This is a genomic window from Lewinellaceae bacterium, from assembly GCA_020636135.1.
GTDB lineage: Bacteria > Bacteroidota > Bacteroidia > Chitinophagales > Saprospiraceae > JAGQXC01.
In genome coordinates this window covers 1,813,232-1,825,515 of sequence record JACJYK010000001.1, presented here as the reverse complement: position 1 = coordinate 1,825,515, position 12,284 = coordinate 1,813,232, and the positions used below count along the sequence as shown (strand labels likewise).

The window sequence follows — 12,284 nt, the reverse complement described above, 5'->3', positions numbered from 1 at the left end:
GAAAATATTAATGAAGTCAGGCATATTTAGAGAAATCCACGTTTATCCAAATAAAAACAGCGAGTCAGGGATTCCCGACTCGCCGTATTTAACCTCACAGAGCAATTGGTAAATATCAACTACTCTCAATTAGTCTCTAACGGGTAGTAAAAAGTTTATGAATGGGCACTTGCGGAGCCAGCGATTTAGTCACCGACTGGACGGTACGATCTGAAGCAAGTGTAAACTTCCCGTTCAGCAAAATCCGTTCAGAAGAATCGCCCACTTTCACTCCGTAATCCCCAGCTTCTGCAACCCATGCAGATGCCGCTTCATCAAAAGAGCACAGATCACGGGGTTCAATGGTAAAGGTCAGTTTCTGCGATTCACCCGGGGCAAGGGTATGGGTTTTTCCAAAATCCACCAGGACCATGGCAGGCTTTTCAAGCTTGACAGAAGGTGCGGACAGGTAAACCTGCACGACTTCACGACCAGCTACCTGTCCGGTATTTTTAACATCTACTGTAACACTGATGGCATCGTTGAATTCACCGGAGCTTAATTCCAGATTACTGTATTCAAAGGTGGTGTAGCTTAAGCCATAGCCAAACGGATAAGCCACTGGTTTCTGGAAGGTAGCATAATACCGATAGCCTACGTAGATGTCCTCTTCATAGGTTACCTGCCATGGAATGCGGCGCATAAACGAAACTCCGGACAGATCCGGTGCATCTTTAAGTCCGGATTCTACTGCAGTACCCGGGAAATTCTTGGATGAAGGTACATCATCGTAATTCAGCGGGAACGTTACAGCCAGTTTCCCGGAAGGGTTGCTGTTGCCTTTCAGAATATCCACAACAGAGTTTCCTGCTTCCTGACCGGGTTGCCAGACGCATAGCAGGGCATCAGGAGCATCCCTCCAACTGGCGGTTTCGATCACACCACCAATATTCAGGATCACAATGGCCTTTTTGCCTTCTGCCTGGAATGCCCGGGAGACATTATCGATCATACTTTTTTCCGTGGCGGAGAGATAAAAGTCTCCGGGTTCTGCTTTGCGGTCCCCACCCTCGCCGGCATTTCTACCAATCGTGATCAGGGCCACATCAGCCTGCTTTGCCATCTTTCCGGCTAACGCCTTGGTTACTTCCATCTCTGCGGGTGGCCGGTTACCACTCATAAATGCTTCAAAGAAATTCCGGGGAGCAGGTTGCTTGGACCGGAAATCGGCAATATAATCCTGGTATATTTTGGTCAGTTCTGCATCGTTGACCAATCCGCCATTTTTCAGGCCATCGATCAGCGATATGGTATAGGCTTCATTGACATCCCCACTTCCGGTACCTCCTGATATAAACTCATAGGAGGTCGTACCAAAAACAGCGATATCGGCAGTACCTGCAGGCAAAGGCAATGCATTATGGTCATTTTTCAAGAGTACAAAACCATCTGTGGCAGCTTGGCGGGTCACCTCGGCATGTGCTTTGAGGTCCGGATTGTCGGAAGGATGTATTCCTTTCTGCTTGGGTGAACGCATCATGATGGTCAGGATCCGCCGTACATTCTCATCTAGCACCGATTCCTGCAATTTCCCATCCTGAACCGCTTTGACCACGTCGTGGTAGTATTGTTCGGTACCGGGCATGATCAGGTCATTTCCGGCTTCCATCATCGCTACCACATCACTGCCACCACCCCAGTCGGTCATGACATAACCGTCGAAGCCCCAGTCTTTGCGGAGAATGTTTGTTATCAGGTCTTTACTTTCTGCGGCGTAGGTACCATTAATCAGATTGTAGGAAGTCATGACGGTCCAGGGTTTGGATTCCGTCACGGCGATCTCAAATCCCCGCAGGTAAATTTCACGGAGGGCTCTCTCACTCACGATGGTATTCACCGATTGCCGTTGTGTTTCCTGGTTGTTAGCCGCAAAATGTTTGATCGAGTTTCCGACCCCATTGGATTGAACGCCAGCCACCATGGCTGCAGCCATTTTGCCGGTCACCAAAGGATCTTCCGAGTAATATTCAAAATTCCGGCCACATAAGGGATCCCGCTGAATATTCATCCCGGGACCAAGGAGGACATCTGCATTGTAGGACAAAACTTCATTGCCCATGGCTTCTCCTACTTTCTCAACCAGTTCGGTATCCCAGGTTGAAGCCAGCAAGGTAGCGATCGGAAATGCCGTACAATAATAGGTGCGTGTTTCCCCTTCCCGCTGTGGTGACACCCGCAAACCAGCAGGTCCGTCGGCCAGCACCTGGGTGGTAATCCCCAATTCCGGGAACTCGGCAGTAAAACCCGCCGCGCCGGGCAGCACTTTACGTACCCGGTCCACCATCGGATAATACGCGCTGTCCATCGTGCGTTCACGATTGCCAAACATCGCAGCTACCGAATCCGGCAAACCGGGGAAAAACATTCCCGTACCGATAACCAATTCAGCCTTCTGTTCCAGGGACATTTTGTTAATGATGTCTTGTATGTTTTGTTGTTGATCAGCCTGCTGCGGCGATTCCGGAGAAGCGCAGGCACCAAGGCCGAAAAGGAGGATCAGACCTAAGCCATAAGTCCAAACCGACGAAATTCTCGCATTCATAATTGGATAAATTAAAAGACAAACCTATTGAGACTATCCTCAATCCAGGCAAAAATACTTAATTGTAACAAATTGTTACAATGGAATGTTGCCGTGCTTTTTGGAGGGCATCCTGGTTTGTTTATTGCGAAGCATCGCAAAGGATTTCAGGAGCTTTACACGGGTAATCTGTGGTTCAATAATTTCATCCACATAACCTCGTTCGGCAGCCAGATATGGATTGGCAAATTTATTCGCGTATTTGGCTTCCATTTCAGCCAGCTTTGCGGTGGGATCTTCAGCACTGGCAATCTCCTTCTTGAATATGATTTCAGTAGCCCCCTTGGCGCCCATGACTGCAATCTCCGCGGTAGGCCAGGCATAATTGAAGTCAGCTCCGATGTGCTTGGAATTCATCACATCGTAAGCTCCTCCGTAGGCTTTGCGGGTGATGATGGTGATCCGAGGCACGGTCGCCTCACTGAATGCATACAACAATTTTGCGCCATTGGTGATGATCGCATTCCATTCCTGATCTTTCCCGGGAAGAAATCCGGGCACATCAACCAATACGAGTAATGGAATGTTGAACGCATCACAAAAACGTACAAAGCGAGCTCCTTTTTTGCTGCTGTTGACATCCAGGACCCCTGCCAGATGTCCTGGCTGATTGGCTACAATTCCAATGCTTTGCCCTCCGATACGTCCGAAACCTATGACAATATTTTCAGCATATTTCGCATGAAGTTCAAAAAAGGAATCCTGATCTATGATACCCCGGATGATTTCCTTCATATCGTAGGGCTGCTGAGGATTATCTGGCATGATCGTATTAAGTACCGGCCTCAATTCATTCGACATCAGAGCATAGGGCACGTCAGGCGTCTTCTGTTCGTGGCTTTGTGGTATATAGGTCATCAGCCTTCGGATGGACTGGAGGCACTCCACATCATTTTCTGCTACCAGATGGGCGACTCCGGAGTGACTGGCGTGGGTCATGGCTCCTCCCAGGTCTTCCGAAGTTATTGTCTCATTGGTAACCGTTTTAACCACATTGGGTCCGGTCACAAACATGTAAGAAGTGTGGTCCACCATAAAGATAAAGTCGGTGATAGCCGGACTATACACGGCGCCGCCGGCACAAGGGCCCATGATGGCCGATATCTGGGGAATGACTCCCGAAGCAATGGTATTGCGGTAAAAGATATCTGCATAGCCACCCAGAGATACCACTCCTTCCTGAATGCGTGCCCCTCCGGAGTCGTTTAATCCAATCAAAGGGACCCCGTTGGCAAGTGCCAGATCCATGATCCTGCAAACCTTCTCGGCATGTGCTTCCGACAATGAACCTCCGAAGACCGTAAAATCCTGAGAAAACACGTATACAGGCCTGTTGTGGATCGTGCCATAACCGGTAATCACTCCGTCACCGTAATACTTCTCTTTATCCATGCCAAAATCCACCGAGCGGTGGGTGACCAGCATGCCTAATTCCTCAAAGGTATTCTGATCCAGAAGCACTTCAATTCGCTCCCGGGCTGTCAGCTTGCCTTTCTGGTGTTGGTGCTCAATGCGGTGTTCTCCTCCGCCCTTACGGGCTTCAGCTATCTTAGCCTTCAGTGTATCAATTCCCTTTTTCATGTATTATCGGATTTGAAAACCGATTGTTTCCAAAAATGCACACGCAGCCGGAGTACTTCCCACCCCATCTTCAGGCCATCGGAAAGCAATTTTATCTTGGAATTGGTTTGATGATCCCAATCAACCGGCATCTCCCGGATTCGCCAGTGCATTTTGCGGGCTTTCCACAAGATTTCGATATCATGTGCCCATCCGAAGGTAATCAAATTAGCAAACAGCTCATGTGCATAATCCGAAGGATACCACTTGAATCCACACTGGGTATCCCGGTATGGAATACCGCTGCTGACCCGGGTGAAAAGATTAAAAAGTCTCCCGGACCACTTACGTATCCCGGGCACCCGGATGTGGGAACTCCGATGCTCCCGCGACCCGATGTAGATCGTACCCGGATCAATAAGTTCCGGTTCGGTAAACCACTTCAGGAGCATCATGGGAGAGGTAGCGACATCTGCATCCATGGTCAGCACATACCGGTGGTGGGCTGCCTGAATCCCAGCCTGAAGTGCATAACCTTTACCCTGGTTATCCGGATAATGAATAAGTTCCACTTCCGCCGGCTTCATTTCGCCAAACAAGTGTTTCATTTTATCATAACTCTGGTCCCTGGAACCATCGTCGACCAGGATGATCTGCACGGTGCTATCCCACCTTTCAAGGAATGCCAGAAGCTCCCGGTGTAATGCATCCAGGCGATCAAGTTCATTAAAACAGGGAACCACAATGCTAAGCGATGGCCACTTTTGAGCTTTCGGGTTTGACGGTGAGACGTCCTCAGGCATTGTAGATATGGTCTTTTTTTATATCGCTTTAGCCAACAACTGATGCATCAGTTCGTTACATTTGCGGCGGTAAAACTAAAACAAAATGGATCCAAATCAAATGCTTTCAACCCGCGTTCAGCAAATGACCGAGTCAGCTACCCTTCGCATGGCACAGAAAACCAGGGAGCTTAAAGCAAAAGGAATCAGCGTCATCAACCTGAGTATCGGTGAACCTGATTTTGACACACCGGAACATATAAAGGAAGCTGCCAAGAAAGCATTGGATGAAGGTTGGACAAAATATTCACCGGTTCCCGGCTTTGAAGACCTTCGTCAGGCGATTTGCCAGAAGCTGAAACGGGATAATGGCCTGGATTATGCCCCCAACCAGATCGTGGTAAGCAATGGTGCCAAACAATCTATTGCCAATATTGCCATGACCCTCCTGAACCCGGGTGACGAAGCTGTTATTTTAGCTCCCTACTGGGTTTCCTATAAAGATATCGTTGAATTTGTGGGTGGTAAAGCGGTAATCCTAACCGCAGGCATTGAGCAGGATTTTAAAGTGAGCGCAGGTCAGCTGGCGGCTGCCATTACTGACCGTACCAAGTTTGTGTTGTTTTCATCACCCTGTAATCCTTCCGGTTCTGTATTTTCGAAAGAAGAGCTGGAAGCATTTGCAAAAATTATCCTTTCCCATCCCAACCTCATGATCGTCTCCGACGAAATCTATGAGTTCATCAATTTTGGAGAAAAACACCATAGCATCGGTAGCCTTCCCGGCATGTTAGACCGTACCATTACGGTCAATGGATTCTCCAAGGGATTCGCGATGACGGGATGGCGTCTCGGATTTATGGCCGCTCCCGCCTGGCTGGCAGCTGCTTGCAGCAAAATCCAGGGCCAGGTCACTTCAGGCGCATCTTCCTTCGCACAACGGGCTGCAAAATTCGGCCTTGAATCAGACCTGACCGCGACCTTCGAGATGAACAAAGCATTCCTCCACCGTCGGGATCTGATCATAAAGAAATTTTCTGAGATACCGGGCATTCGCACCAACAAACCGCTGGGAGCATTCTATCTGCTTCCGGATATCAGCGCATATTTTGGCAAAAGTGATGGCTCACAAACCATTCACAATGCCGATGATTTTGCGGAATACATTCTTGAAAAGGCACATGTTGGCATTGTTTCCGGTGAAGCTTTCGGCGCCCCCGATTGCATTCGTATCTCGTATGCAGCGTCTGACGAAGAGATCATCGATGCAGCCGACCGGATAAAAAATGCGCTGACCGCACTACACTAATTCTGTACGCGTACAAATTGAAAATCCTTGAGCTGGATCAGCTCAAAGTGTTGATTTTCAAAATATTGGATTTGGTCAACGCCCGTTTCTTCAGCAGATCTGGGCTGCCCGGATGGATAGACGGGTTTAAATTCAAATTGCATATAAACCGGATCGTCATATGATTCCCCTTCCAGATAATATTGGAATTGAGTGCCATGCTTTTTTAACATTCTTCCGGCAAATACGATCTGATCATATGCTTCCAGAGCATCTTCGGTCACAAATGTGTTAAACTCATTTTGGAAATACCGCTTCAGGGTCTGGTAATCCGGGCTGGCAGTCCGTGTCATGCCCGTCTCCAATATGTAAATCCTGCTTTGATTAAACAGATCGTAGTCGGTCTCAGCCAAAGATTTCATCTGAGGCAATATGTAGGTGGTCACCTGATATTCAGGTGGTATGATTCCGATTTTACGCAACATGGCATAAACAAAACGCCGCTCGGATTCTGCAAACCGGAAGTGAGGGATGATAAACACATTCGGGCGGTTAGCGGTAACTACCGAATCGGGGAATGTATTCTGGAGATCCATGGTCTCATCATGCACCACAAAAGAAATGTATTTGGTTTCATCACCAAAGAAGTTCTTGAAATACTCTTCACCTTCCCGGTACACTAAAAAAACCTGTGCATTCGGATACCGGTGACTGATATCGTCCATAATAAATTGACAGTGTGACTGATAGCCTGGTTTACTGAGAACATAAAAAGGATTATCCACTCCAAACTGGCTAAAACTGGTCCATGGGGTAACCATGGGCACCTGTTTTGTTTTTACATAGTCCGCCATTTCTTCTACCATGTTTCGACGGTATGGCCCCAGGATCAGATCGGTTTTTTCAAAGGTTGGATCTTTTATGATCTGACTCACTTCTTTCTGGGAGTTTTCCGTATCAAATACCTTGGTATCCAGATAAATACCTTCACGCTCCAGCTTTTTTACTCCCTGTTCATAACCAATCAGGTACTGGATGAATTTTTCTGTAATGACTGGGACTTTGTCCGACCCGGTAGAGATGTCCTGAGACTGAAGAGGCAGTAATAAGGAAACCTGATACCGATCCTTTCGATTCGATTCCGGCCTTAAATCCTCAAAAGTCTGGTCCTCAACAGGAGCCGGCTCGGGGAGGTCACCCCAGGTTAATGTATCAACCCGTGTATTATCCGGATTGGCAGGTTCCCATTGGCCAGTTTTGGGATTGTAAACATGCCCAGCCGTGTGGGTTGGGCTGCCCGTCGTCGCCGGTTTGGTAGTCGTCGTTTTTTTGGTAAATGAACAACTCCCAGCCAGCAAAACGGTGAAACAAAAAATGACGATACGCATATACCCTTTACTCCCATTCAATGGTAGCCGGCGGTTTCGTGCTGATGTCATAGACCACTCGATTTATCCCTTTTACCTGATTAATGATTTCATTACTCACTTTAGCCAGGAGTTCATGGGGCAATTTACTCCATTCGGCGGTCATACCATCGACAGAATTGACAGCGCGCAGAGCAACAACAAACTCATAGGTACGCTCATCACCCATGACACCTACTGACTGGGCATTCAGCAGGATCACAGCCGCCTGCCATACCTGGTTATACCATCCACTTTCCTTCAGGTTTCGAATGAAAATGTCATCTGCCTCCTGCAATAACCTGATCTTATCTTCTGTAATCGCTCCCAGGATACGTATACTCAATCCGGGACCCGGAAATGGATGACGGCTGATGATGGAGGGGGGAACGCCCAGTGCCAGACCAACTTGTCTTACTTCGTCCTTAAACAGAAACCGCAGGGGTTCCAGCAGTTTCAGATTCAGTGTATCCGGCAATCCACCCACATTGTGATGCGACTTGATGGTAGCGCTTGGCCCATGTACGGATAAGCTTTCGATGACGTCAGGATAGATGGTACCCTGAGCCAACCAGCTGATACCGGTCAGCTTATGAGCTTCTTCGTCAAACACTTCTATAAAGGTCTTTCCGATGATCTTGCGTTTGGTTTCCGGATCCGAAACTCCGTGCAACCCATCCCAAAACCGGTGACGGGCATCAACTCCAATGACTTGTAAGCCATGTTCATGGTAGGCATCCAGGACCTGGGTAAATTCGTTCTTTCTGAGCAATCCGTTATCGACGAAGATGCAGGTAAGCTGATCTCCGATCGCCTCCTGTACCAGATAGGCACACACCGTCGAATCGACTCCACCCGATATGGCCATGATCACTTTCTGGTCTCCTACTTCCTCTCTGATCTGACGCACGCTCTCCTGGATAAAAGAATCCGGTGTCCAATCCGGCTTACATCCGGCAATACGGTAGAGGAAATTGCTCAGGATCTGCTTCCCCTGAAGGGTATGGGTCACCTCAGGGTGGAACTGCAACCCATAGACGGGCTGTCCGTGACGGTTGCCCCTGAAAGCAGCGACCGGTATGCCATCCGTACTGGCCAAGAGTTCATAACCTTCCGGGATCTCCAGAATGGTATCAGCATGGGACATCCAGACCTGACTGTTTTTGTCCAGATTTGTAAAAATGGGATCTTCGAGCAGAATATTCAGCTCGGCTTTGCCATATTCCCTTTTTTGGGATCGTTTCACTTCACCTCCCAATTGCTGAGCAATATACTGAGCCCCGTAACATACCGCAAGGACCGGCGTATGACCCAAAACATGATCAATATTGACATGCAGCGCTTCCGCATCCTGAACCGAATACGGACTTCCGGACAGAATAATGGCCTGCCATTCTTCCGGGTGGGAAATGGTGAAATTGTAGGGCTGTATTTCACAATATACATTGGCCTCACGAACTCTACGGGCAATGAGTTGGGTGTATTGCGACCCAAAATCCAAAATCAAAACCTTCTGATCCATAGGAACGATTAATCGAGCAGTCCCCTGCCCTCCTTCTTAATTAATCCATCATCCTGGAGTTGCTTCATTACCTTGTCCAGGATGCCATTGATAAAGTCTTTACTCTTGGCAGTACTGTATTGCTTAGAGACTTCGACGTATTCGTTTAAGGTCACTTTCGTGGGTATGCTCTTGAAATACAGGAATTCAGCGATCGCCATTTTGATTAGTATGGTATCTATCAATGCCAACCTTTCGACATCCCAATTTTTTAATGTGGGTTCAAATATCTCCTGGATCTTGGTGTCGTCCTGCGCGGTCCGGTTGAGCAATTGAATTCCAAACTGATACGTTTCACTTTGCACCTGGTATTCTTCCAGAAAATCACTTGCTGCCGGTAAAGCCTTCAAGGTTTTTTTAACGGCACCGACCACAAGGGATTTATCGTCTTCCCAGGTTGCATAGAGATCTTCTACCATTTCATTGAACACTTCGCTCCTCCGGATGAACCGGTACAGTTCATGGAGTATGTCTACATGGTCTTCCTCAGTTGTTACCTCCTTCTGAATGTAGGCTTTGTAGACTTCCTCATTGGAAAAGTCTTTGTACATCTTGCGAATGAGATCCTGATCCAACCTTGTTTCGAAATGCAAATCCTTGATCTTCTTCTGCAGCTGGGTATGTTTTACCAGGCTCTGAATCAGGGCATTTGTATAAAACTTATCGGTGAATTTAAGGTCTTCTTCTGAAGGCAGGTACTTTGCATGCCGCTTCTGGGCATCTACTTTGGCAAACCGGCAGATCTGCAATAGCGTGTAGATATTGAACAGGTACAGAACGAACGAATTTTCAGTACTTGTCTCGTAGGCACGTAATGCCTGCGCGATGGTTAGTTCTTCGTCTCTGTTGAGCGCATAGAGCGCCTGCATTACTTTTACTCGGATATTTCTTCTACTTAACATGAAACGCTTTAGTCATGTCCTGGATAAAACGCAAAGAAAGTCAATTTTTGTGTGATAACCGGAAGGCAATCTCAATCATTTTTTTGAAATGTGTTCCGATCCGTTCACTGCATCCAACTTTTCTCTACATCTGTAAATGAAGGAAGTTTGTTTATGTGCCACTTCTTGATGACCACACCCTGTTTCATCAAAACAATTCCGGGATTAGAACGAATAATTGTTTTTAATAATATATCATCGGCCTCATAGAAGGGCACATCCACTCCAGTTGCATCCCGGAAAGCTGCTCTTTTCTCGGTACTCGCACCGCCAGCCACGACATACACCTTAATTCCCGCACCTTTAGCTGCATCGACAAATGGTTTAAGCTTGGCATACTTTTTTAATAATCCCGGATCCCAGTGATAGGTTACTTCCGTAACTTCTTTGGGCTGGACGTCAAACGACCGGACAAGATCAGTGCTGTCTCCTACCAGGACAGTGTCCAACTTCCAGACGGTGTCCTGAATGGTGACTGACCGGGTCGATTCGCCAGCTTTCAGCATGTAGGAGACCACCATGAAATTATAGTCCGGATCCGTAAGCAGGTCTTCGGTTATCTCATTGCCCTCTTCGTCGTAAACCGCAAAATCGGATATTTTCGTTGGCTGGATGGCGGGTTCACTCAAAATCTGTTCAGCACTCCAATCGGTCTTGGGATAATTGGCCAGATTAGCCATGTATTCTTCATAAGGCAGCTCTACAACTTTTCCGGTTTCCTTATTGGTCAACTGATAGCCGGTAATCTGTCTGCTACTCATGGCCTCAATCTCAGCATTGCGCCGGGTATAAACATCAGTACCTTCTTTGAAAGGTCTGAAGTCGGCGGACGGGAGGTTCCACAGGTAATTACTCAGACAGAAATAAGTCAGCCCTACGGTGGCTAATGCAATGATGCCATGCCGGATCGGCGCCGTCAGCAATTGATGGAAGTTTTTCTGCTGAAACAGGAACAGGATAGCCGGGAACATCAGTACGACATCCTTGAAGAACGATGTCCGGGGATCAAGCACTAAAAAGTCACCAAAACACCCGCAATCGGTAACCCGCATCTGTTCCTTAACCCACGGTCCCCATGCGCTGAATTCAAAAAATGTATTGTTACCCGGCACATAACCCGTCAGGAAGGTAAAACCAGTCAGCGCAAGGAAAAACAGCACGATGAGGAAAAACAACCAACTGGTAAGCTTGGGTTTCCATCCCAGGATGAGTGCAAATCCAAGCACGATTTCCAATACGATCATAAAGACACTGAAGCCAATGCTGTGTTCAGCAAACCAGGGAAATGATTTTGCCAGAAAGCTCAACCAGGTGGGCTCCAAAGCAGCCTGAAACTCCGCAAAATACTCTTCCATTTTGAAAGCAGTACCCATCGGGTCAATGGCTTTTACCCAACCTGAAATGATGAAAAGCACTCCGGTCCAGTTTTGTAAAAAACTTACCCAGGTCTTTTTTTGCTTTTTCAAAACCAAAACCAGTAATAACGTGATCACCAGAGCAATTCCCGTTATAAGCAGGACCAGGTTTAAAAGTGTCATATGTCGTGTTCTTTAAGCTTAATCAAACAAAAGACTGCGTAGTTGATAATATCCTGATAGTTGGCATCCAGGCCTTCGCTGATCAGGGTAAAACCCGCATTGTCTTCGATTTCTTTGATGCGGAGTAGTTTCATTAATATCAAGTCGGTCATTGAGGCGACACGCATATCTCGCCAGGCTTCTCCGTAATCATGATTTTTTCGTTCCAGCAAGGTTTTGATTTCGGAAGCTTCTTCCCGGTACCATTGCATGGCTTGCTCCGGATCCACCTTATAATCCGGATCCTGTGGGGGATGTTTAAGCTGGATCAATGCCATCAGGGCATAATTGATGATCCCGACAAACTCAACATCCATTCCTTCGTCAACTTTTTGCTCCAGATTTGATTGTAAATTACGGATGCGCTTTGCTTTGATGAAAATCTGATCGGTGAGCGAGGCCGGCCGCAAGATTCGCCAGGCAGTGCCATAATCCTTGGTCTTTTTGACAAAGATATCCTGGCATTCCAGTATGACTGCATCGAAAGCGGCAAGCGTTTGGTTCACTTTAGATTTTTTGCAAATATAAAGGATTGAGGCTTAGATTTGG

General features: G+C 47.4%; 9 protein-coding genes. 1 reads left to right on the top strand and 8 read right to left on the bottom strand.

Going from position 1 to position 12,284, the window contains the following annotated elements:
• Positions 1 to 136 precede the first annotated feature (136 nt).
• From H6570_06945 to H6570_06935, 3 genes are all read right to left on the bottom strand, one after another.
• Positions 137 to 2,446: a glycoside hydrolase family 3 C-terminal domain-containing protein gene (locus H6570_06945; GenBank protein ID MCB9319000.1), complete on the bottom strand. Its 2,310-nt coding sequence runs from the start codon at positions 2,444 to 2,446 to the stop codon at positions 137 to 139.
• Positions 2,447 to 2,656: 210 nt separating this feature from the next.
• Positions 2,657 to 4,201, bottom strand: a complete 1,545-nt coding sequence (locus tag H6570_06940; GenBank protein MCB9318999.1) for an acyl-CoA carboxylase subunit beta — start codon at positions 4,199 to 4,201, stop codon at positions 2,657 to 2,659.
• Positions 4,198 to 4,983, bottom strand: coding sequence for a glycosyltransferase (locus tag H6570_06935; protein MCB9318998.1), 786 nt, complete (start codon positions 4,981 to 4,983; stop codon positions 4,198 to 4,200). Before H6570_06935 ends, H6570_06940 begins: the two co-directional genes overlap by 4 nt.
• Before the next feature lie 85 nt (positions 4,984 to 5,068).
• Between H6570_06935 and H6570_06930 the strand changes: the two genes are divergently transcribed.
• Positions 5,069 to 6,271, top strand: a complete 1,203-nt coding sequence (locus tag H6570_06930) for a pyridoxal phosphate-dependent aminotransferase (protein MCB9318997.1) — start codon at positions 5,069 to 5,071, stop codon at positions 6,269 to 6,271.
• On the opposite strand, the gene H6570_06925 is transcribed toward H6570_06930, so the two are convergent.
• The 5 genes from H6570_06925 to H6570_06905 form a co-directional block, all read right to left on the bottom strand.
• On the bottom strand, positions 6,268 to 7,689 hold the full coding sequence (locus tag H6570_06925) for a hypothetical protein (protein MCB9318996.1): 1,422 nt from the start codon (positions 7,687 to 7,689) through the stop codon (positions 6,268 to 6,270). The genes H6570_06930 and H6570_06925 overlap by 4 nt on opposite strands.
• Positions 7,646 to 9,178 carry a glutamine-hydrolyzing GMP synthase gene (gene guaA / locus H6570_06920; protein ID MCB9318995.1) on the bottom strand — a complete coding sequence of 511 codons (1,533 nt, stop codon included), beginning with the start codon at positions 9,176 to 9,178 and terminating at the stop codon, positions 7,646 to 7,648. Before guaA ends, H6570_06925 begins: the two co-directional genes overlap by 44 nt.
• Positions 9,179 to 9,186: 8 nt before the next feature.
• Complete coding sequence (gene nusB / locus H6570_06915; protein ID MCB9318994.1) at positions 9,187 to 10,119, bottom strand: transcription antitermination factor NusB; 933 nt, start codon at positions 10,117 to 10,119, stop codon at positions 9,187 to 9,189.
• Between the two features lie 104 nt (positions 10,120 to 10,223).
• Positions 10,224 to 11,696: a hypothetical protein gene (locus H6570_06910; protein ID MCB9318993.1), complete on the bottom strand. Its 1,473-nt coding sequence runs from the start codon at positions 11,694 to 11,696 to the stop codon at positions 10,224 to 10,226.
• Complete coding sequence (locus tag H6570_06905; protein MCB9318992.1) at positions 11,693 to 12,241, bottom strand: DUF1599 domain-containing protein; 549 nt, start codon at positions 12,239 to 12,241, stop codon at positions 11,693 to 11,695. Before H6570_06905 ends, H6570_06910 begins: the two co-directional genes overlap by 4 nt.
• Positions 12,242 to 12,284 lie beyond the last annotated feature (43 nt).

What these genes read in the sequence shown, in the direction of transcription:
- H6570_06945 (MCB9319000.1), bottom strand. Translation starts at nt 2,446, where the DNA reads ATGTCCCTGGAACAGAAGGCTGAATTGGTTATCGGTACGGGAATGTTT.
- H6570_06940 (MCB9318999.1), bottom strand. Translation starts at nt 4,201, where the DNA reads ATGAAAAAGGGAATTGATACACTGAAGGCTAAGATAGCTGAAGCCCGT.
- H6570_06935 (MCB9318998.1), bottom strand. Translation starts at nt 4,983, where the DNA reads ATGCCTGAGGACGTCTCACCGTCAAACCCGAAAGCTCAAAAGTGGCCA.
- H6570_06930 (MCB9318997.1), top strand. Translation starts at nt 5,069, where the DNA reads ATGGATCCAAATCAAATGCTTTCAACCCGCGTTCAGCAAATGACCGAG.
- H6570_06925 (MCB9318996.1), bottom strand. Translation starts at nt 7,689, where the DNA reads ATGACATCAGCACGAAACCGCCGGCTACCATTGAATGGGAGTAAAGGG.
- guaA (MCB9318995.1), bottom strand. Translation starts at nt 9,178, where the DNA reads ATGGATCAGAAGGTTTTGATTTTGGATTTTGGGTCGCAATACACCCAA.
- nusB (MCB9318994.1), bottom strand. Translation starts at nt 10,119, where the DNA reads ATGTTAAGTAGAAGAAATATCCGAGTAAAAGTAATGCAGGCGCTCTAT.
- H6570_06910 (MCB9318993.1), bottom strand. Translation starts at nt 11,696, where the DNA reads ATGACACTTTTAAACCTGGTCCTGCTTATAACGGGAATTGCTCTGGTG.